The organism is Chelativorans salis, assembly GCF_025336525.1.
Classification (GTDB): Bacteria; Pseudomonadota; Alphaproteobacteria; order Rhizobiales; family Rhizobiaceae; genus Chelativorans; species Chelativorans salis.
Genome location: NZ_JAOCZP010000001.1, coordinates 670,736 through 690,416, shown reverse-complemented (window position 1 = coordinate 690,416; position 19,681 = coordinate 670,736). Strand labels below are relative to the sequence as shown.

Sequence of the window (19,681 nt, the reverse complement as noted above, 5' to 3'; positions counted from 1 at the left end):
GCTCCTTATAGAACGGGACTGCTGCAGGAGGGGGCCAGCGCCGTGCGCCGGCTAGCGCGGACGGCGATCAGCGCAGTGGCGATTGCGGATAGCGGGAACAGCGCCGCCGTCATCGGCGTGAAGGCAAGGCCCGGCCCGTGGTCGATGACCACGCCGCCCGCCCATGCGCCGATAGCGTTGCCGAGATTGAAGGCCCCGATGTTGAAGCTGGATGCGAGGCTCTGCCCCGCGCCTTCGGCCTTGGAGAGCACCCACATCTGCAAGGGCGCGACGGTGGCGAAGCCTGCCGCGCCGAGTAGTCCTGTGAAGAGCACGGCCGCAACCTGGCCGTGGAGGGCGAAGGTCATGAGCGCGAGTACGAGGGCGAGCACTGTCAGCGTGCCGAATATGGCGCGGACCAGATCGCGGTCGGCGAGCCTGCCGCCCAGCAGGTTGCCCGCTACCAGACCGCCGCCAAAGACCAGCAGGATCGGCGAAACCGCGCTTTCGGCAAAACCGCTGATCTCGGTCAGCAGCGGCGCGATATAGGTGAAGACCGCAAAGACGCCGGCATAGCCGAGCACCGTCGTCAGCAGCCCGAGCAGGACCGGGCGGCGGCAGATGGCGCGCAGATCAGCCCGCCAGTCGGAGGCTTCGGGCTGCGTCCTGTCCTGCGGCACCAACAGCGTAAGGACGATCAGGGCGATCAGCCCAACGAGCGTCACCGCCCAGAAGCTCGCGCGCCAGCCGTAATGCTGGCCGAGCCACGTGCCGAAGGGCACGCCGAGCACGGTCGCGACCGTGACGCCCGTGAACATGATGGCGATGGCCGAGGCCCGCTTGTCTTCGGCGACAAGGCCGGTCGCCACTACGGCTCCGACGCCGAAGAATGTGCCGTGCGTCAACGACGTCAACCCGCGCGCTGCCATCAACCAGCCATAGGTCGGCGCGAGCGCGCAGGCGGCATTGCCGATGATGAAGATGACCATAAGGCCTACCAGCACGCGCTTGCGTGGCCAGCGGGCGGTGAGTGCGGTGAGGACAGGAGCACCAATTGTCACGCCCAGCGCGTAGCCGGATATCAACAGGCCGGCGGCGGCAATGGTCACGTCCAACTCACGGCTGACCTCCAGCAGGAGGCCCATGATCACAAATTCGGTGACGCCGATGCCGAAGGCTCCGGCCGTCAGGGCATAGAGCGCCAGCGGCATGATGCAGTCCAATCTTCTCCGATTGTGCGATGCGGCAAAGATAGATCGGCGAGATCGAATGAGGTAGAGTGCCGAAAGGAACATCACTTGTGAGATGAACTCATCATGGCACGGCTTGAAGCCAACCGATCTGGCGAAATGGAAGTGTTCGTCCGAGTGGTCGAACTCGGCGGTTTCTCGCCAGCTGCTCGGGCCGCGCGCATGACGCCCTCGGCGGTCAGCAAGCTCATCGCCCGGCTGGAAACCCGGCTTGGCGCAAGGCTGCTCAACCGTTCGACACGCCAGCTCCAGCTCACGGCGGAGGGCTGCGCCTTCTACGAACGGGCGACGCGCATCCTCGCCGATCTGGAGGACGCCGAGCGCGCAGCAGGCGTGGGCGAGCAGCCGGTCGGGCGCGTGTGTATCAACACCAGCGCCTCCTATGCCAACCACATTCTCACGCCGGTTCTGCCGGAGTTTCTGTTGCGCCATCCCGGCGTCACGCTCGACATGGTGCAGACCGACGCGGTGGTCGATCTTCTGGCGGAGCGCACCGATGTCGCGATCCGGGCTGGACCGCTGAAAAGCTCAAGCCTCGTCGCACGCAAGCTCGGCGAGACCGCGCTGATGATCGTAGCCGCCCCATCCTATCTTGACCGATACGGCGAGCCGCGCACCATCGCCGATCTTGAGCAGCACAATCGCCTCGGCTTCGGCTATGCCCGCGCCGTCGATGGTTGGCCGCTGCGGGAAAACGGCGCAACCGTCGTGGTTCCCGCCACGGGCCGCGTGCAGGCAAGCGACGGCGAGGGCCTACGGCATCTGGCGCTCGCCGGCGTGGGCCTCGCTCGCCTCGCCGCCTTCACCGTGCGCGACGACATCGTCGCTGGACGGCTGGTGCCGGTCCTCGGCCATCTTGACACGGGCGAGAAGGAAGCCTTCCACGCCGTCTATGTCGGCCAGGGCGGCCCGCTCCCCTCTCGCGTCCGGGCGCTGCTCGATTTCCTAGCGGAGGAAGGAAAGGTTTTCTGACGCCTTTTGGCGGTCCACACTATCGCCGATCATTCCCGTCTTGGCGTGAGCTACCATAGCGTATTCGTGCCTATACGATTAGTTCTAGTGATCGTGCTGGAAAATCGATCGGCAGAGCCACGGCCGCCGTTGCATGGTTGTGGTGTACTTGGCTATTTGGGAGTGGTGGCAATAAGTGGACTGGCCGGAAGCCGCCCGTCGGTTACCAGGTAAAGTTAGCAAGAAGCGGACGTACCAGTGACGAGCCGCTGCGCCGATCTGATCTGGACACAGCCCGTAGCTGGCCTTTCTGAGCCGCCCTTGCAATTGACGGGGAGCTGAGCGCTCCCCGCGCCGACCCGATGCGAAGGCGGCGTGACACGGGCTGCCGGAACGGCATTGTTCCGCACGCTCCATGCCGGTTGCGTCCAGCAGCCACGTGTTTCGTCGGCCTCCGCTATGAGCACTTTGTGGGTTTTGGGAGTGCTAATGTAAGTGAACCCCCCAGGACGAAAGTTCGCAGCCTCACGCAGCCAGACTGCCAGCATCCTCTCCCATTCTCCGCACAATCCGTTCGACCGCGTCGGCCAACGCAACCGAGCTGCGGCGCTGTTCAGTACCTTCTTCATGCTCGACTCTGCCGCTGGCGATGCCATTATACACCATGCAGCTGCGAGTTCAGGGGCCGTCGGCAGACCGTCTGCAATCAGCACGTAACTATCGGAAAGCGGCCAATCCGCTGACGACCTCCTCTCAGCCTCTTACATGCAGCGCGTCTTGAAAGTGGACGTAGCTTTTCCCTTACTCCTACACCTTTTCAGCCGGTTCTCGCGCATAGGCGCTGTGGAGAATTTCCATGAACGTTGGCGAAAGGGGAAGCGGCACCGATGCGATACTTTTGACTCCGATGCCGGGAGTCCACGAATTCATGACCGCAGCCCCACCTAGACTCCCCAAACCATCGATGCTGATGACCTCCACCCTTTGGGGAACGTTCAACCCTGCAAGCTGACGACGGACGATTCCCATCGTGACGCCTGGCAGGACCGCCGCCTTCGGCCAGATGATCGCTTCACCGTCCCAGAAAGCAAGGTTCCAGATTGTGGCCTCGCTGAGATGTCCCCGTGCGTTGATGAAGGCTGCATCATCGTAGCCATCCTTCACCGCTTGCCGCAGGTAATGCGTTTTGGTCGCCTCGCCGACATGCTTGATTACCGGCAGCGGGCGCTGATGTTCAACCGCAGCCAACCTCAAAGGTCCACTCGGGCCACTGGAAGCTGGTCCCGTGCGAACAAAGACGGCTGGATCATCTTCGGTGCCCGAGGGGGTGAACTCCCCGTTGCGAGAGAACATCGTGACCGTTAGAGACATGGCAACCGGCCCATTGTCGATCGCGGTCCTAAGATAGTGACGTACCTGCTCGTCAGGCAGTGCTCTCCCGAAGAACTCTATCGACTGCAGGCGTAACCGAGTTAGGTGAAGATCCAAACCTTTCACCCCACCGTCGCGAACCTGCATGGCAGTGAAATGTGCAAAGCCCGAGAAGGCAAGCGGTGAGAGATCATCGGCCGTTGCCGAACGACCATCGATCTGGGTCTTGAAGCTGGAATCGTAAGTCATCTTGCTCGCTCCTGTGCGACTTCACACCATCGAGCAAACCCTTTACCGTCTAACAGCGCTGTCAGGGTCAAGGGCAAAATGAAGATCGGCGAGCTGTCTCGAAGGACCGGGGTTAGCATCAGGATGCTTCGTTACTACGAAGCCGAGGGCTTGCTGGCGCCCCAACGATCTGAAGGAGGATACCGCGATTACGGGCGAGCAGACGAAGATACTGTCCAGCGCATCCGTTTGCTGGGAAGCGCCGGTATGACCCTATCGACCATTCGCGAATTTTTGCCCTGTTCCCTGGACCAGCGCCACGAGTTCGAGCCGTGCGACGAACTAAAATCGAAGCTTCGCCGACAGATCGGCTTGATCGACGATCAGAGCAGGAAGCTTGCCCAAAGCCGTAGGCTTCTGAGCGATATTCTCGCAGGGTTCGAAGCCTCAACCCCTTAGCTGCTTTGCAGCCCCGCATGGTCCGGACGCTCGGCTAACAGGCAGTCAACCTCGTCCTATTCCTCTAAGTCGCCTTTCTGCTTCCCACCAGCCCAGGCTGTTCATAGTTGTGTAGTTCGGCGGCGACAGCGGACCGGCAGGTTCCAGAGGGGGTTGGGGGATAGCTGCCCTTCATGCACGCGGCTTGTCGTCGGGGTTCACCACCAAAGCGGGCCGTTCCCGTCGCTTTGGGCCCAACCAAGACAGACTTCAGCGGCGATTTCCATCCGCCGAGTCGCGACATCAAGCAGGAACGTAGGTCAACCTGATCACATCCTCGCCAATCCGATCATGAGTCATAAGGCGGAGCGGCGGCCGGGGTCCGGCGAAATATGGCTTGCCGTGACCAAGCACGACGGGGTGCAGGTAGATTCGATACTCATCGATCAGGCAAAGTTCCGTCAGGCTTCCCGCCAAGTTCGGACCAGCAACTTCGATCTCCCCGTCGCGCTCGGCCTTCAGCTCGCGGATCGCGCCCTCAAGATCATCCTCAACAAGCGTGGCGTTGGGGCCGACCGACTTTAACGAGCGAGAGACGACCCATTTCGGCTGGTTCCGCCACGCCGCCGCGAAGGCGTGCTGCTCTGCATCCCATTCAGGATGATCGTCGTCCCAGTAACGCATGATCTCATACATTTGGCGACCGTACACACTGCCCGCCTGCCCCTGAGCCTCCTCGATGAAGTGGCGGAACAGCGTGGGGCTTGGCGCAAACGCCATATGGTCGACGTAGCCGTCCAGGGACTGGTTCATTCCGAACACGAGCTTGGCCATATTCTCGTTCTCCTCTCAAGTGCCGCGCGACCGAGGCGCAATGCTATATGGTCTGCGCTAGGGCGCAGTCAGACTTGATATGTGCTTGCCCCGCCCGCCCAGAGAGCGCCGGCGTGATTCCTATGTGGTGCGGGGTCGCCACGGCTCGTGCTCGTGCGCGAGCCAGACCAGCTCGGGGTCGAGCGCGCGCACCCGCAGCTGGCCTTCGGTTTGCGGCTCGTCAAGCTCGCCAAACCAAACCGCCACGTCGCCGCCAACGACGACCGGGCGCCCGCTGGTCTCGATGACGACGACCTGCATGCCGGCCGTGTGGCCCGGTGCCGGAACGAGCCGGAGCCCGGAAAGCAGATCGAGTTCGCCGTCGACCGGCACATACCGCACGCCGGGCGCATCGACCCAGTCGCGAATAGGGTATTCGTCCTCGTCGCTGTGCGCATCGTCGAGCTCCCGACGCTGGACGTAGATGGGCTTGCCTGCAAAAAGGTGGTTGCCGCCGCAATGGTCGGCGTGCAGGTGTGTGTTGACGACGATGTCGATGCCGGTGAGGTCGAAGTCCTGCTTGTTCAGTGGATAGAGGCGGGGATTGAGTTCGGCCACCGCCGGGTGCAGTTCCGTCATGCCGGTGTCGACCAGTATGCGCGCATCGGGATGGTCGATGACATGCACGTAGACTGGCATCCGCTCACCCTCGACGAACAGGTCGGCAACGAGGATTGGCGTTATGGTGACTGAGGTGTAGGCGTTCATCTTTTCATCTCCGTCAACGTTTTTTCACGCTGCCGGCCAGACCGCGCATGTCTGCGATGAGGTGGCGGAAGATCGCGGGGCTTGGCGCAAACGCCATATGAGCGACATAGCCGTCCAGGGCCTGGTTCATTCCGAACACGAACTTGGCCATGCCACTTCCTTTCCTCACGCGGCGCATTCGCAGCTCTGATTGCATTATGCAATCAGTTTAAGCTAGTTCAACTGATTTTATATTGCAATCGGTTTTTAGAGCGCGCATGAACGACCCCGTTCGGGAGCCGGAATGTCCGCTCCCGGCCCAAGGCAAAGTTTTGCCCCTACGTCCGACATTGCGGCGCGAAGCGGCCATCCGCGGATCCGTCTGCGGAAGTCGAGTTTGGATCACTCGGCCGGGCGATGATGTTGCTCTAGCGTGCTCCAGCGTAGGAGAGGTGGAGAGTTCGCGTTGATACCCCTCGATCTGAACGGGCAGGAAGCGGAACAGAGAGGACGTTCGATCTTTCAGGCGTAAGACTTGATCACCGCAACACGGTTTGCCTTTGCATTGGTGAATTCGAATATGTGGCTGAAACGCCGACTACGACCATTTCCAAGCGTTGCTTCTCCGCTGGCTGAGCCTACTTTCCCGTGAGAAATCGCGTGCTCGACGGTAATGGCAATTGGTGTCGTCCGATCGGCGAGTTCCTGAAACAACGCGCTTCTTCCGTTGATCGGCTCCTCCGAGGCACCTTCCCAGACGACATCCTCGCTGAAGTCTTGCGGCGTGGCTTCGCCAGTTTCCAACGCGATCGCAATATCCTGCACGAACTTGTTCTTGGGAGAGTTCCCGCAATCCCTGCTGCCGTGAATTTCGGTCATCCTGCCTTCCTGATCAGACCTCAGATCACCATAGAAGCTCTCGTGCCGAAGGTCCAAGACGGGCTCAATCGAGGCGTACGTGTTGCTCGTTGCCTGCAATTGCAGAGGCAAGAAGGGGTCATTGCGGCGGAGCGGCGCTACAGACATCAGCCATCGCGGCGAGAGATATTCCGTGGTTCTGCGAGAGATTCAGGATGATGCGTGGCAGATAAGGCCTCTCTGTGAGGGCTGACCTCATGGCGGCACCGTTGTCCGGCTTAGCCAGGGCTGAGACCATCGCTTGGCGACCAGCAGTGATTTCGCCGATGGCTATTGCATCTGCAAGCTTGAGAGCGTCCGCCAGATTGGTCTCCGAAACAATGCCTGTTCTGTGGTCGTGTGCCTGAATAGCCAACAGAGCTACAGGCGGCAGATCGTTCTTCAGCCATTCCGCCGTCACCAACGAGCTTCGGCGGCAACGCGCCTGATATCGATCGTGCGCGCGTTTGATCCTGCGTGCCGTAAGCGGTCGTTCGTCTTGACTTGATAGAGGGGCTGAGAAGGCAATCTGATCCATGTCGCGCGCCCACAGGCCTCTTGTGCGGCCAGTTTATTTATCCGTTTCACCGGTCGCATCTCAGCACCAGCGATAGAAGGTATCGTAGAGGAGGATTCCGGCGCCGAGCTTTTTGAGATCGTCGGCATATTGGCGCGCCATCGCGGTGGTGGCCGCCAGTCCGGCCAACGGCCCCACCTGCAGCCTGCCGGTGCGAGCCGACAACGATTTGCCGGCGATGCCGCACAAGTTCGGTGAGCGGTTGTATTCGAGTGGCAAGTTCCGCTGATCGAGTACGGCCACAATTTTCCGCTTGTTCCATTGGTGGCAAGGCATCGAGCCCAGCGTGATCCCGACCTCCTGGGCGGCGCGGTTCGCTCCGCTGGCTGTTGGGTTGGAGGAACGACCTCGGACCTTGATTCTGCTTTCCTGCAAACTTTGGTCTCTGCCGGCAAAGGCCGCGACGTATTGGATCCAGTCTCAGCCAGAGCGGTTTGTCGGAATTCGGGCTTGACCTTGACACTAATGTCAATCCGCTAGTGCCGACATCGACGTGCATGCACCGCACATTCAAGATCAGGGAAGCAGACCGAGATGTTTGAAGAGAAAATCTGGCAGGGCAGGGTTGCCATTATCACCGGTGGCAGTTCCGGCATTGGGGAAGCAACCGCGCGGACGCTGGCAGAGCGCGGAGCGAATGTGGTCATCACGGGCCGCGATAGGACGAAGCTCTCAAGCGTTGCTGCCGAGAGTTCGGCGATCGAGGCCGTTCAAGCCGACAGCGCCGACCCAGTCAGCACCAGGCGCGTTGTCGAGGCGGCGTTGGATCGATGGAAGCGACTGGATTTGATTGTCAACAATGCCGGAGCAGGCAAACCGCTGGCCATCGACTCCTATGATGCTCATGCAATCTCCGAAATCTGTGCAGTGAACATCGTCGCGCCGTCGCTTCTCGTAAAGGAGGCACGGGCGGCTCTGCGGGAAACGAAAGGCGCGATCGTCAATATCGGAACAGCCGTTTCTCAAAATGCCGCACCGGGGTTGGCGCATTATGCTGCCACCAAGGCGGCGCTTGAACATTTGACACGCTCCTGGGCAGTAGAGCTTGCAGGCGACGGAATCCGGGTGAATGCAATAGCTCCGGGTCCTGTCAAGAGCGGCGCTTTGACCGGCATGATGGGGCTGTCCCGTGAGGTCGCGCAATCCGTCGAGGAGACCGAGACGGTACAAGTCCCCTTGGGACGACGCGGGGCAACGGCTGATCTCGTACCTGGATATTGCGGCTCGGCAGTTCCGCCAATGAATGGCTCACTGGCCAGGTTCTCACAGTGGATGGCGGGTGGTCGTTGCGGGCCTAGACACCGCCCATTCGGGGTCACTTTCTTGCACGCCGGGCTCGAGCCTGACACTAATGTCAGGGTGTTGGGGGCAGCGTGGAAAAAGGGTCGAAATGCAGATCAAGGAAGCGGCCGAAAGGCTTGGGATCACGGGGCGCATGCTGCGCCACTACGAGAAGGCCGGCCTCATGGATGCCCGCCGCTCGTCGCAATGAGATACCGGATGCGCCCGGCGCGGCGCAGGTCGGCCTGCCTCTCCGAGCTTGTCGAGCGACCACTCGTCGTGATTGTGGATGAAGTTGGCCCATGCTGCGTCGGCTGGCAGCGACGGCATGGCCCGCAAGTTATGGACCAGCGCCCCCGCATCCTCGCGCACCAGCAGTTCGTCGCCGCTCTCATCTCGAAGAAGCGGCGTACATCCTCATATTCGAGATTGACTTCGCCCACGCATCGCCGCGCCGGTATGGCGATCCCTTGTTTGATCGGGATAATCTTTGCCGCCGTGGCCGCAACCGCGGCGGAGAACGAGCGCGCAGGCGAGCTGTCGCCCAGGTTGGGTGGATCTCTTTCGCGCGGCGATCAACAGCTCCCACGCTGTGATCGGCGATACGTCCCAGCTTCCTGGTTTTCGCCTCAACGCCACCGCAGATTCTTGCTGGCCCACACCTACCTTAAGCGCCTGTTCGAGCCACCGTCAGAAACCTCTCGCGGTTCCTGACGGCTCCTGCAGGAAGGGCTTGCGGCCGCCGAGAACGTGGGCCGCTGCTTCGAGGATGATGCCGTTGGTGTTGACGTCGCAGACCTCGAAGCGCTTTCCCGTGGCTTCGCTGATGGCCGTCGCAAAGCCTATCCCGGGAATTCGGGCTTCTTTGCGGACGAACTCCATGAGCTTGCTCGAATAAGCGCCGGGGCGGGCTGCGTGCCAGAGATAGGATCCCTTGGTGCTGACCGCCCGCAACGCTTCTTCTTTGCGCGCGGTATAGGCGATATCGGAATCCTTCGGCGCGTCGACAACGAAAGTCCCTCCGCCGTCCTCGTTGATCTGGTAGCCCTGATAGACGAAGAAGGGCCGCCCTCTGACGGGGCCCTCGGAAACGCAGGTGAGAACTCCTGTCTCCGAATAGCGTTTCATCTGCGCCGAATAGAGGATATCGGACATGAGCCGCCCATGCGGCGAGCCGCCTAGCTCGATCTCTTCAGTCAGGTGCGGTTCGGTGGCGAGCCGGCCGCGCCGCGCGATCTCGGAAAAGGCGCGGACGGCATCGTCCATATCGGTGTCGGGACGTTCGACATCGAAGACCGGGTTCAGCGGGTGGTTCCAGAGCCTGTAGCCGCGGCTGACATAATTGGCGTAGCTATTGTCATGGACGGGGACGAGCCGGCCATTCTTGACGATGTGCATCTTGCCACCGCGCAGGACGTTGTCGAAATCCCAGCCCGCCACAAGCCGCGCGACCGGCAGTTCCCCGTTGGTGTAGCGGTCGAGGATCTTCAATGCGATGAGCAGGCGTCCGGTGTCGGCTGAATCGAAGCCTTTCCGTTCCTTGCCGCCGTTTTCTAAAGACCTTTCGGTGGGCGGCAGTTTGCTGCCCTTGTAGAGGTAAGATTCCTCGGCGAGGAAGGACAGGATTCGGCTGGCGGTTGTCTCGAAGGTCGTGTCATCGACCAGGTCAATGCGGTGCGCCGATATGGCGGCCATGATATAGCTTCCTACGTCCCACATGGTGGCGTAGGGATAGCCTTGTCGGGTGCGGCCCTCCGGCCAGGCGGTAGCTGGAACCATGCCGCCGAAGTTCTTGGCACCCCATTCGAAATAGCGCCAGGCGAAAGCCGCGTCCTCTTTCAGCGCGGCGTCCGTCGCAGCAGAGATGGCGTCGGGGCGCCAGTCGCGGATCATCACGTCGGCGCGGGCCTGGCGAATGCGCTCGACCGTCGGCATGAGCGGTACCACGGCTTCGTAATACTCCGAGAAGTTCGCGAGCCTGGTGCCGCTTTGCTTCGTCAGGGTCTCGAGCACCTCCATGATCTGTCGCTTCTTTTCTGGCGTGTTTGCCGTCAACGGGTGGATGCTGAAGACGGCATCATTGTCCTCGCCAAGGCGATCCAGGACCTCGTCGGTCTCGCGATAGGGAATGTCTCCGCTCCATTCCTGCTCGAACATAACCGTTTCGGAGACATGCAGCAGCCCTCTCCTGTCCATGCCCCGGAACCAGGCTAGGTCCTCGCTCTTGTCGGCCGCCATGGTCGAGGCGCCGGTGCGTGCCAGAGCATCGAGCGTGTTTTCGTCAAAGGCATTGTTTGGCGGGACATAGCATGTCGGAACCCGGCCGGTGGTCTTGAAGAGTTCCGAAGCGCCATCCCGCACGAGCTTCAGGTTTGCCTCCGGCGATTTTCCGAGCATCTCCTGAAATGTGTGCTGCCAGCCATGGGTGGCGACATCATAGCCCTTCTTGGCGAACATCGCTTCGATGTAGGCCCGCGAGGCTTCGTCCTTCGAGACCGGCCCGTGCGGCGGCGACGGTATGATTGCCTCCGTGACAGGATAGCCGGCCTCGAGAAGACTGCGGGTAAAGGCCATGTGCTCCATGTCCCCGGCCTGTGTGAGACGCAGGTCGTCGATGCGTATGATCACGAAGCGGTGTGTGTGGTGGCTTTGCCGATAAAGCGTGCGGGGCAGGATTTGGCGGACCACACCTGTGGCGTTCAGCCTGTGCGCAATCTGCGCCAGCGCTTTACCATAGTCTTCAAGGTCGGCCGCGCTCATCCCCGCTAAGCTTTGAAGCGGAATGTCGATGACGATGGGCTCGTTACCCTTTGAGAGCGACTTTACGCCGTTCACGAGGTCGGGCATGCCGAGCGGGGCTTGGCTGCGGCCCGACGGGCGGATCGAGCTCTGGGGCGCGGCGAAGATGTTCATGAGCCCGGTCTCCGCCATCCAGTAACCGCCATCAACCGGCTGGAGTCCCGCCTTATCGGGTCGACCACTGGGCAGGTGGATGACGGAATGGATGCCGGCCGCGCGCATGGCGGCGCAGTCCTGCCAGGCGCGCGCGGGAGACGTGGTGGTGAGCGTCCGTGCTTCGACAAGGGCTTTGGTGCGATAGCGCGTGTAGTCGTTGAGTGCCTTGGCGAACACCGCCTGCGCCTGGCTGGCAAGGCGAAGCTGGAAGTAGGGGGCGTCGGCCTCGATGGTTTCGACGTGGAGGCCGATCTCCAACGCATCGAAACTGTCGTCGATGCGCCGGCGCAGCCACGCTGCCATCGCCGAATTGTAGTCGAGCGGATGACCTTCCGTATCGAAGGGAGAAACGGTGAGCAGAAGCGGAATGCCGCTCGCGATGATCGGATCGATGAGCCGCGCCAGCCTGGCGGGATCGGACGCTCCGTCGACGCCGCTCACCGAGAGGATGAGCGGGTTAGGTAGTGTGGCGGATGATGCAGCGAACGATGTGTTGCGGCCTGCCGCCAGCATAATGGGAGCTGCCGCTCCTGCGAGGAGAAATCCACGACGGGTTATACTCATGTTGTTACCTCCGCGTGAAAGTTCCGTTTGCTAAGAGCCAAGGCCGGTGTGGCGAACCTTTCGGGACTGGCCCAGCGGCCGTCCGACTGCGCAGTGAAGGACTGGCCCAGCGCGCGCAGGAAAAGCGCGGCATCCAGAAGCCTGATGAGGGGGAACAGAACGCCGTAAAGGAGCAGGGCCGGCCGGCGGTCGATGACGGCGGCGATCACGGTGATCGCATAGTCGACCGCCAGGAACAGGACGATCAGATCGAGCACTGAGACGGAGTGAAGGCCGGGGTCGAACAAGGACAGGGCCGGAACCTGCAGCCCTCCGGCGAGCAACGCACCGAGGGCGAGGAAGGGCAGGGCGAGCACGAAGAGCGAAATGAGGATGAGTTCGAAAAGCAGCATGCCGAGCGCAATCCAGAACCTGCTCGGCCAGATGCCGTGGCGCCGCACCGTCTGCCAAAAGCCGAGATACCAGCGTTGCACCTGCTTGCGGTAGTCCTTGAGGGTGAAAGGGTCCTCGGACGAACAACGGGCCATCGGCGTGTAGGCGATACGACCGAGACGCTTGCGCTGCACCTCGAAGGTCATGTTGAAGTCCTCGATCACCAGGCCGGGTGCCGTGATATCGATCTCGCGCAGTGCCCGGGTGCGATACATGCTGGCAAAGCCCGGTGCGATGTAGCTTACATTGGCCCACCTCCAGGACTGGCCGTATTGAAAAGTCATCTGCAGGAGCCGGTAAAGCCGCGTGCGATAGGCGGCATAGACCATGTCGGCACGCGGCCACACATGCGGTCGCCAGCGGGACAATACGTGACCGGCTACCGCGACCACTTCGGGATCGTCGAAAAGTGGCAACGCGTGTTCGAGGTAGTGCGGATCCATCTCCGAGTCCGCATCCTGAATCAGCACAGCCTTGAAGCGGTCGCAAAGCCGGTAATGCCGGATGGCGCGCGCCAGAGCCTTCGCCTTGCCGCCGTTCGGTTGGATGTCAAGTGCGCGACAGCCCGCCGCCCTGGCAATGGCGACTGTGGCGTCGCGCGAGCCGTCGCTGGCCACGAAAATCTGCTTTGGCGGGACGATGGCGGTAAGTGCGCGAAGACACTTCGGCAGGCCGATCTCCTCATTATGTGCCGGAATGACCACCGCCACATCGGCCACACTCAGGGCTGGCACCCCGCGTTTCGGCCGCCCGGGCACGAGCGTGCCGGCAAAGCGCAAGGCCCCCATGACGCTCCAGAACGCGATGTTGATGCCCAGCGATGCGCTGAGCATCATCAATGCCAGATCAGACGCGGTGAAATTGGTCATAGAGGCTCCGGCGCTCTTGCGCGGAGAAGGTGGCGCGCGGCAGCTCCGACGTGGACATGAAAGGTGCCTCCGTCTTGCTGCGCGATGTGGACGTGTGCAGTCCCACCTCTTCGCAAAAGTCCTGGTGGATGCGCCGGATTCCCTGTTCCAGGGAGACCTTCGGCCGCCAGCCCAGCGCCCGGACCTTTGCCGTATCCGGCCAGCGACCGCGATGGTCCTCGATGAAGTGCTGTTTATGGACGCCGCGCCCGGTAAGGCCGGACGCCTTTTTGACCGTTTCGAGGAGATCGCGAATCGTCACCGGATCCGATCCGCCGATGTTGTAGGCGGCGCCGGGCTCCCCGCGCTCGATCACGAGGCGGAAACCCGCCAGAAGATCGTCGACGTACAGGAAGGTCCGCGTCTGCGAGCCGTCGCCATAGATGACGACGGGCTTTTTCTGGATCAGCCGCGCAAGCATCTGAGGGATGACGCGCTGGTCGGTCGGCGACATGCCTGGGCCGTAGGTGTTGAAGATGCGCACGATGTAAGTGTCGATTCCGTGCTTTTGCCCGAAATACCGTGTCAGTGCCTCACCAAAGCGCTTGCCCTCTTCATAGGGGCTTCGCGGACCGATGGGGTCGACATTGCCGGCATAGGTTTCCGGCTGGGGAAATACCTGCGGATCGCCATAGGCTTCGGCAGTGCTGGCAAAGAGGAACTTCGCGCGCGAACGTTGCGCAACTTTCAGAAGGTTCAGTGTGCCGGCCGAGGAGGCCAGGAGCATCTTCTCGCCAAGCAGTTCGATGTTCGGTACGCCCGTGGGGCAGGCCAGATGATAGACCTGTGAGTAACGTCGATGTGGAAGACGCTGACAGATATTCTCATCGGCAACATCGCCCTTGATGAAACGGAAAGAAGGATTTTGACGAAGCTCGGCAATATTCTCCATCCGGCCGGTCGAAAGGTCATCGACTACATCGACAGAAATTCCGTCCTTCAGAAGATGACGACAAAGATTACTTCCGATAAATCCGGCACCGCCTGCTACAAGGCATCTGTCGTTTTGGGTTGGCTTACGCATCGATCGCTCCCCGAACAACTGGCCGTGAAATATCCACGGCGACGCTTCCCCGTATCAAAAACTCGATATCCACAGGAAAAGCAATCGCAATATTACTGAATAGTTAATTGGAAAATCAAGACAAGATACTGTGATTTATGAAGAAATTTGACTATGTATCATTTTGGCACGAGTGTATATCATAATAATACAGGCGCTCCATCTTGACAGATTGACTCTTGGCACTCCGCGCCGGCCTTGATTCCCTTCCATTTCATGCACTTGCCAGTAGCGATGGCCCCTCAAATATTCCTTGGCACAATATTTGCGGAGCTCTTGGTGCGCCCACGGAAAAACTTCCGTCCTGAAAATAGACAATCCAGAAGTTTTCTCGCGGCCCAGATGGTTTTTTGCACCTGAAGGTGTGCCTTCAGGTCTGTGTCAGGAGTACCGCATGAACATCATCGCCCCGGCCAGAGGTGCCACTCTTCTCTTCAACCTCGAAACGCGAGCCGCTACAGTCGGCGTGGTCGGACTTGGATATGTCGGCCTGCCGCTCGCGGCTGCAGCTGCAAAGGCGGGTTTCAAGGTCATCGGTTTCGATGTCGACCCATCCAAGATCGACAAGCTCTTGGCAGGTCGGTCCTACATAGATGCCGTGGCCGACAAGGACCTGCAGGCGCAGATCGACGCTGGGCGCTTCAGCGCCACCACCGATGGAAGGCTGCTCGCCGAATGCGATGTCATCTCCATATGCATTCCCACGCCGCTTACGAAGCAACGGGAGCCAGACCTTTCATTTGTTGAGCAGACGACGCGGGAGATTGCGCGGCACCTGCGGCGGGACCAGCTCATCGTGCTTGAGTCCACGACCTATCCCGGCACGACCGATGAGCTCATGAAGCCGATCTTGGAGCAGAGCGGGCTCCGCTCCGGCCGCGACTTCTTCCTCGGATACTCTCCCGAGCGCGAGGATCCGGGCAGCGCCGGCTTCGAAACGGCGACGATCCCCAAAGTGGTGGCTGGCGACGGCCCCGCCGCAGCCAATTTGGTTGCCAAGTTTTATGGCGCGTTCGTGCAGGAAATCGTTCCGGTTTCCAGCATCAAGGTGGCCGAGGTCGTCAAACTCACGGAGAATATCTTCCGTGCCGTCAACATCGCCCTGGTAAACGAACTGAAGGTGATCTACGCGGCGATGGGGATCGACGTCTGGGAGGTGATCGAGGCGGCCAAGACCAAGCCCTTCGGCTATATGCCCTTCTATCCGGGGCCCGGGCTGGGCGGGCACTGCATTCCCATCGATCCGTTCTACCTCACCTGGAAGTCGCGGGAGTTCGACGTTCCCACCCGCTTCATCGAACTCGCCGGCGAGATCAACCTGATGATGCCGTACTATGTTATGGAGAAACTGATCGACGCGCTGGACAAGAATCTCGGCCTGCCGCTTAGTCAGGCCTCCGTGCTGATCCTCGGCGTTGCGTACAAGAAGAACGTGTCCGATGTGCGTGAGAGCCCGGCGTTGAAGCTGATCGAGCTTTTGGCGAGCAAAGTGGCTGATATCGCCTATCACGATCCGCATGTGGCAAAGATACCCAAGACGCGAAAGCACCCGACGCTTGCCGGCAAGGACTACATTCGGTTGAACCGGGATTCGATTGCTGCTTATGACGCCGTTGTAATCATCACCGACCACGACCAGGTTGATTACGGTCTGGTGGCCAATCACGCGAGGCTGATTGTCGATACACGCAATGTCATGCAGCGCAAGGGGATCGTCTGCGGGCGGGTGATCAAGGCATAGCGCTGCGCGGGCGGCCTAAGCCGTCCGCGACGAGGTGCCGCCGAGAGCGCGGACGACGGCGTCGAAGGCCGGCTTCGGCTCGTTGTTGCTGTCGAAGAGGGCGGGTCTTGCGTCGCCTGCGCCCAATGGCCGTTTCTCCTGGGTGTATCGTCTGACAATCCAGTTGTCGAAGTCGGAGATGCCCCAGAATACGAGCCGTTTCACGGCCGGTCGGCGTAGCACCGCAGTGAGGAACTCCTCATAATAGTCGGCCACCATCCGGTCTCGCGTCGCGATATCCTTCGGCATGGTGGAATCGTTCACGTCCAGTTCCGAGATGTAGACATCCAAGCCGAGATCGGCCACCCGATCGATGAAAGAGAGGGTGGCCGACGGGGAAGCCGGATGAATAGAGGAAAGATGGCCCTGGATGCCAACGGCATGGATGGGCGTCTTCTGGCGTTTGAGTTCCTTCAACAGCGCCAGCATGCTGTCCTGCTTCGATCGGCACCAACTGGCACCGCATTCCAGGTTGTATTCATTGATGGACAGCCGTGCTCGGGGTGCCACCTCATGCGTGGTTCTCAGGGCGAAGTCGATGAATTTCGGGCCGAACTTGCGGATCAGAAACTCGTTGCGATACTTATGCCGGTCGCCGATGATCTCGTTGAATACGTCCCACGAGACGGCGCGCGGGTAATGGGCGACGACGTCGCGGATGAAGCCGCCATAGCCCCTCTTGACCTCCGCGAAGTCGTTGCTCTCTACCCAGCGGATCGGCTCTTCATGCCAGAAGAGCGTATGCCCGTGAAAATCCATTCGGTTGGAGGCGGCAAAAGCCGCGATCTTGTCGCAGGGACCGAAGCGATAGGACGATGAGTGGTTGGGTCTCAGGAAACGCGGCTTGAGCTGCCATTCGGGGACGATCAGTCCGCAGTGTTTTGCGAGCAGCCGTCGATATTTGGGATCGCCATTGCCATTGAATGCAGAGCCGATTTCCAGGCCTCGCCTAGCTCCCAGAACCTTGAGGGAAGGAGATGACGGTGTACGATCCGGTGAGATCACGTTCTCCAGAGCCATCTTATCCGGCACGCATGCGCTGGCCCCGACGCTGGTCAGTCCAAGCATCAGCTGGCGCCGTGTCAGCATCTGAAATCATCTCCAACCTTTTGAGCTCGCAAATAGCATTGTGCGCGTCGGCTGCGCCAGCCTTTTTACCCGCCCCGGAATGGGCGGTCCGGGCAAAGAGCTTGTCCGGCTTGAAGAGCTTTGCGGGCGGCGCTGACTCGCGCGCGTTCCGCGGCGCGTTCGTATACGCTGAGAGGAGTTCGGTCCGATCCTTCGAACTTGGTCCGGTTAGTGCCGGCGTAAGGAACGGACGAGAGTCGGGATATTCGACCCAGTTCAGCGATAGCGCTGGTCAGCTCGGCAGAGAGATCGGTGAGTTCGTGCGCCACGATGTGCACCACATCGCCTTCGCGCTGGATGCGACCCTCATGCCGGATCCGAGCACGACACGCCGGTACTTTTCTTAGACCTTGGTCCAGACGATGCGGCCTTGTCCGGTCACGCGGTTACTTCAGGAAGACGTTTCGCGAGCGGAGGCAACTTTTGGCGAGTAGCGATGCCAGACGACTGAGCCAAGCGCCACAGCAATCGCAGCCCAATGAATCGGCGGGGCCGGAACGATCAGAGCGGCAGCCAGCGTCAGGCGCAAAACGATCTCCCACGGATGCAGCCGTCTCGCATCGTACCGGTTAGCTGCCGACGTCATCATCCAAACCATCAGGCCGGTGCGGAGGATGACAAGGAGCACGGACGCCGGCCCGGCGTCGGCGGCAGCCTGGCTGACGACGAGCATCTCGGGATTGAAGACGAACATGAACGGGATGGCAAAGATCGCTCCGCCGATTCGGACCGCTGCCACGCCGGTGCGGATGGGATTGCCGCCGGATATTGCGGCCGCCGCATATGCTGCGATGGCCACCGGCGGCGTGATTGCGGACGCGACACCGAAGTAAAAGACAAAGAAGTGAGCGGTCAACGGTGCGAGGCCGAGCGCCATCATCGAACTGCCGCTAATGATGATGATCGTCAGATAGGCGGGCAGCGTCGGCATGCCCATGCCCAGCATGATGCAGCCGATGGCGGCGACGATTAGCGTGATCAGGAGGCTGTGGGCCGAGAACGCGTCGAGTTGGAGCGCGAACATGGTCGGCAGCCCGGTCGACGACATTGACGCGATCACGATCCCGATCGCGCCGACCGCCATCATCAGCCTTGCAAAGCTCAGCCCGCCATGCGCGAACGCTTCGACGAGAGCGAAGGGCCGCCGGCGCACCGCCGGGTTGAGAAAGCTCAAGGGTATCAGAAGGGCAAGCGCAGTCAGCGCCGCACCTGTCGGCGACAGTCCGATGATCAGGCAGGTGACAATGGCCAGCAGCGGAGCGGCGACGAGGATGAGATTGAGCCAATCCTGCGGGGTGACGGCCAAATCAGCTTCGACAGTCTCCGCCACCTCGACGTTGAGGCGCCGGCATTCGAAGACGACAGAGGCAAAAAGCGCTCCGTAATAGGCGAGCGCCGGGATCAGCGCGGCGGTAATGATCAGGAGGTAATTGAGCCCCACCAGGTCCGCCATCACGAGCGCGGCGGCACCCATGATCGGCGGCATCACCTGTCCTCCGGTGGAGGCGGCTGCTTCCACACCGCCGGCGAACTCGGGAGAAAACTTCCTTCGCTTGATCAAGGGGATGGTGATCACTCCGGTTCCGACTACATTGGCGACTGCCGAGCCGGAGATCGCCCCAAAGAAGGCGGACGCCAGAATGGCGGCATGCGCCGGTCCGCCCCTGAACCGACGCATGAGGTGGTAGGAAATGCGGATCATCGACCCGCCGGCGCCCGTGCCCTCCAACATCGCGCCCAGGACGATGAACGGAAAGACCGTGCTGAGGACGACGTCGGTGACATTGCCAAGCACGCCGTCGTCGAGCACGAGCCACAGGTTTTCCGTGGCTGCCTGCACCCAGTCGTCACGGAAGCTCCACAGGAACCAGGCGAGCGCGACCGATGAGACGATTGCGAGCGCCGCTCCCCAGATGCGCCATGTCATGATGATCAGCACGACGCACACGCCCAGCGCCGTCCACGCCTGCCACTCCTCGAAGAAGACGATACTGGTGTGCATCGCCGTCACGTCGACATAGAAGCGCCAGCACGCCCAGAGGCCAACGGCGAGCAGTGTTGCATCAACGAGGAGGCCGAGCGGCCGCGGTTTTCCCTCGCGATTGATTCCGAACGGATGGAGTACGACGCAGATCAGCAGGCAAAACGCCATGACGCTGCTTCGGAACGGTTCCGCCTCGAACGGCCCGAGACTGGGAAGGGGGCCGAACGAGGGCATCTTGTGCGCCAGCGGTATGAGCGCCATCAGGAACGACAAGGTGAGGACGACCCGCATGCGGACGTCGAAGCGAGGCGTCCCGGGTTTGACGTCTTCCATAT

At 61.1% G+C, this 19,681-nt stretch carries 17 protein-coding genes and 1 pseudogene; 4 read left to right on the top strand and 14 right to left on the bottom strand.

Going from position 1 to position 19,681, the window contains the following annotated elements; genetic code table 11:
• Window positions 1-5: 5 nt before the first annotated feature.
• Window positions 6-1,190 (bottom strand): MFS transporter, encoded by a 1,185-nt coding sequence (locus tag N5A92_RS03355; RefSeq protein WP_260900422.1) that lies wholly within the window; start codon window positions 1,188-1,190, stop codon window positions 6-8.
• 105 nt (window positions 1,191-1,295) lie between these two features.
• Here N5A92_RS03355 and N5A92_RS03350 point away from each other — a divergent pair, with 105 nt between their 5' ends.
• The gene (locus tag N5A92_RS03350; RefSeq protein ID WP_260900421.1) at window positions 1,296-2,201 is read left to right on the top strand and encodes a LysR family transcriptional regulator; all 906 of its coding nucleotides are present in this window, start codon (window positions 1,296-1,298) and stop codon (window positions 2,199-2,201) included.
• A gap of 504 nt (window positions 2,202-2,705) precedes the next feature.
• Here N5A92_RS03350 and N5A92_RS27400 read toward each other — a convergent pair.
• A pseudogene (locus N5A92_RS27400) lies at window positions 2,706-2,843 on the bottom strand (NmrA family NAD(P)-binding protein); the annotation flags it as partial.
• A gap of 144 nt (window positions 2,844-2,987) precedes the next feature.
• Window positions 2,988-3,800, bottom strand: a complete 813-nt coding sequence (locus N5A92_RS03345) for an aminotransferase class IV family protein (RefSeq protein ID WP_260900419.1) — start codon at window positions 3,798-3,800, stop codon at window positions 2,988-2,990.
• 78 nt (window positions 3,801-3,878) lie between these two features.
• Here N5A92_RS03345 and N5A92_RS03340 point away from each other — a divergent pair, with 78 nt between their 5' ends.
• On the top strand, window positions 3,879-4,238 hold the full coding sequence (locus tag N5A92_RS03340; RefSeq protein ID WP_260900418.1) for a MerR family transcriptional regulator: 360 nt from the start codon (window positions 3,879-3,881) through the stop codon (window positions 4,236-4,238).
• A 282-nt stretch (window positions 4,239-4,520) separates the two neighbouring features.
• On the opposite strand, the gene N5A92_RS03335 is transcribed toward N5A92_RS03340, so the two are convergent.
• The 6 genes from N5A92_RS03335 to N5A92_RS27395 all read right to left on the bottom strand — a co-directional run bounded on the left by N5A92_RS03335 (window position 4,521) and on the right by N5A92_RS27395 (window position 7,626).
• Entirely contained in the window at window positions 4,521-5,051 is a 531-nt protein-coding gene (locus N5A92_RS03335; protein WP_260900417.1) for a dihydrofolate reductase family protein, read from the bottom strand.
• Window positions 5,052-5,171: 120 nt separating this feature from the next.
• Window positions 5,172-5,798, bottom strand: coding sequence for an MBL fold metallo-hydrolase (locus tag N5A92_RS03330; protein ID WP_260900416.1), 627 nt, complete (start codon window positions 5,796-5,798; stop codon window positions 5,172-5,174).
• A gap of 13 nt (window positions 5,799-5,811) precedes the next feature.
• On the bottom strand, window positions 5,812-5,949 hold the full coding sequence (locus N5A92_RS03325; protein WP_425248520.1) for a hypothetical protein: 138 nt from the start codon (window positions 5,947-5,949) through the stop codon (window positions 5,812-5,814).
• 350 nt (window positions 5,950-6,299) lie between these two features.
• Entirely contained in the window at window positions 6,300-6,656 is a 357-nt protein-coding gene (locus tag N5A92_RS03320; RefSeq protein WP_260900415.1) for a nuclear transport factor 2-like protein, read from the bottom strand.
• 118 nt (window positions 6,657-6,774) lie between these two features.
• Window positions 6,775-7,212, bottom strand: a complete 438-nt coding sequence (locus tag N5A92_RS03315; RefSeq protein WP_260900414.1) for a hypothetical protein — start codon at window positions 7,210-7,212, stop codon at window positions 6,775-6,777.
• Window positions 7,213-7,272: 60 nt separating this feature from the next.
• On the bottom strand, window positions 7,273-7,626 hold the full coding sequence (locus tag N5A92_RS27395; RefSeq protein WP_425248519.1) for a hypothetical protein: 354 nt from the start codon (window positions 7,624-7,626) through the stop codon (window positions 7,273-7,275).
• Window positions 7,627-7,785: 159 nt separating this feature from the next.
• Here N5A92_RS27395 and N5A92_RS27390 point away from each other — a divergent pair, with 159 nt between their 5' ends.
• Window positions 7,786-9,246: an SDR family NAD(P)-dependent oxidoreductase gene (locus N5A92_RS27390; protein ID WP_425248518.1), complete on the top strand. Its 1,461-nt coding sequence runs from the start codon at window positions 7,786-7,788 to the stop codon at window positions 9,244-9,246.
• Here the strand turns inward: N5A92_RS27390 and N5A92_RS03295 are convergent.
• From N5A92_RS03295 to N5A92_RS03285, 3 genes are read right to left on the bottom strand one after another with little or no spacing between them, the layout of a single operon-like run.
• Window positions 9,223-12,051 carry a DUF3131 domain-containing protein gene (locus tag N5A92_RS03295; RefSeq protein WP_260900413.1) on the bottom strand — a complete coding sequence of 943 codons (2,829 nt, stop codon included), beginning with the start codon at window positions 12,049-12,051 and terminating at the stop codon, window positions 9,223-9,225. The two genes, N5A92_RS27390 and N5A92_RS03295, sit on opposite strands and share 24 nt — an antisense overlap.
• Window positions 12,048-13,352, bottom strand: coding sequence for a glycosyltransferase family 2 protein (locus N5A92_RS03290; protein ID WP_260900412.1), 1,305 nt, complete (start codon window positions 13,350-13,352; stop codon window positions 12,048-12,050). The genes N5A92_RS03295 and N5A92_RS03290 overlap by 4 nt, the downstream gene beginning before the upstream one ends.
• Window positions 13,330-14,415: an NAD-dependent epimerase/dehydratase family protein gene (locus tag N5A92_RS03285; RefSeq protein ID WP_260900410.1), complete on the bottom strand. Its 1,086-nt coding sequence runs from the start codon at window positions 14,413-14,415 to the stop codon at window positions 13,330-13,332. The genes N5A92_RS03290 and N5A92_RS03285 overlap by 23 nt, the downstream gene beginning before the upstream one ends.
• Before the next feature lie 433 nt (window positions 14,416-14,848).
• On the opposite strand from N5A92_RS03285, the gene N5A92_RS03280 reads away from it, so the two are divergent.
• Window positions 14,849-16,195 (top strand): nucleotide sugar dehydrogenase, encoded by a 1,347-nt coding sequence (locus N5A92_RS03280; RefSeq protein ID WP_260900409.1) that lies wholly within the window; start codon window positions 14,849-14,851, stop codon window positions 16,193-16,195.
• A gap of 15 nt (window positions 16,196-16,210) precedes the next feature.
• On the opposite strand, the gene N5A92_RS03275 is transcribed toward N5A92_RS03280, so the two are convergent.
• Both N5A92_RS03275 and N5A92_RS03270 read right to left on the bottom strand, forming a co-directional pair.
• Window positions 16,211-17,323: an endo-1,4-beta-xylanase gene (locus N5A92_RS03275; protein ID WP_260900408.1), complete on the bottom strand. Its 1,113-nt coding sequence runs from the start codon at window positions 17,321-17,323 to the stop codon at window positions 16,211-16,213.
• A 430-nt stretch (window positions 17,324-17,753) separates the two neighbouring features.
• Complete coding sequence (locus N5A92_RS03270; protein WP_260900407.1) at window positions 17,754-19,679, bottom strand: TRAP transporter permease; 1,926 nt, start codon at window positions 19,677-19,679, stop codon at window positions 17,754-17,756.
• Window positions 19,680-19,681: the final 2 nt, after the last annotated feature.

Excerpts from the sequence above, each read along its gene's own strand:
- N5A92_RS03345 (WP_260900419.1), bottom strand. The coding sequence starts at position 3,800 with ATGACTTACGATTCCAGCTTCAAGACCCAGATCGATGGTCGTTCGGCA.
- N5A92_RS03285 (WP_260900410.1), bottom strand. The coding sequence starts at position 14,415 with ATGCGTAAGCCAACCCAAAACGACAGATGCCTTGTAGCAGGCGGTGCC.
- N5A92_RS03275 (WP_260900408.1), bottom strand. The coding sequence starts at position 17,323 with ATGCTGACACGGCGCCAGCTGATGCTTGGACTGACCAGCGTCGGGGCC.
- N5A92_RS03270 (WP_260900407.1), bottom strand. The coding sequence starts at position 19,679 with ATGGAAGACGTCAAACCCGGGACGCCTCGCTTCGACGTCCGCATGCGG.
- N5A92_RS03290 (WP_260900412.1), bottom strand. The coding sequence starts at position 13,352 with ATGACCAATTTCACCGCGTCTGATCTGGCATTGATGATGCTCAGCGCA.
- N5A92_RS27390 (WP_425248518.1), top strand. The coding sequence starts at position 7,786 with ATGTTTGAAGAGAAAATCTGGCAGGGCAGGGTTGCCATTATCACCGGT.
- N5A92_RS03315 (WP_260900414.1), bottom strand. The coding sequence starts at position 7,212 with ATGGATCAGATTGCCTTCTCAGCCCCTCTATCAAGTCAAGACGAACGA.
- N5A92_RS03330 (WP_260900416.1), bottom strand. The coding sequence starts at position 5,798 with ATGAACGCCTACACCTCAGTCACCATAACGCCAATCCTCGTTGCCGAC.
- N5A92_RS03280 (WP_260900409.1), top strand. The coding sequence starts at position 14,849 with ATGAACATCATCGCCCCGGCCAGAGGTGCCACTCTTCTCTTCAACCTC.
- N5A92_RS03295 (WP_260900413.1), bottom strand. The coding sequence starts at position 12,051 with ATGAGTATAACCCGTCGTGGATTTCTCCTCGCAGGAGCGGCAGCTCCC.
- N5A92_RS03340 (WP_260900418.1), top strand. The coding sequence starts at position 3,879 with ATGAAGATCGGCGAGCTGTCTCGAAGGACCGGGGTTAGCATCAGGATG.
- N5A92_RS03350 (WP_260900421.1), top strand. The coding sequence starts at position 1,296 with ATGGCACGGCTTGAAGCCAACCGATCTGGCGAAATGGAAGTGTTCGTC.
- N5A92_RS03325 (WP_425248520.1), bottom strand. The coding sequence starts at position 5,949 with ATGGCCAAGTTCGTGTTCGGAATGAACCAGGCCCTGGACGGCTATGTC.
- N5A92_RS03355 (WP_260900422.1), bottom strand. The coding sequence starts at position 1,190 with ATGCCGCTGGCGCTCTATGCCCTGACGGCCGGAGCCTTCGGCATCGGC.
- N5A92_RS03320 (WP_260900415.1), bottom strand. The coding sequence starts at position 6,656 with ATGACCGAAATTCACGGCAGCAGGGATTGCGGGAACTCTCCCAAGAAC.
- N5A92_RS03335 (WP_260900417.1), bottom strand. The coding sequence starts at position 5,051 with ATGGCCAAGCTCGTGTTCGGAATGAACCAGTCCCTGGACGGCTACGTC.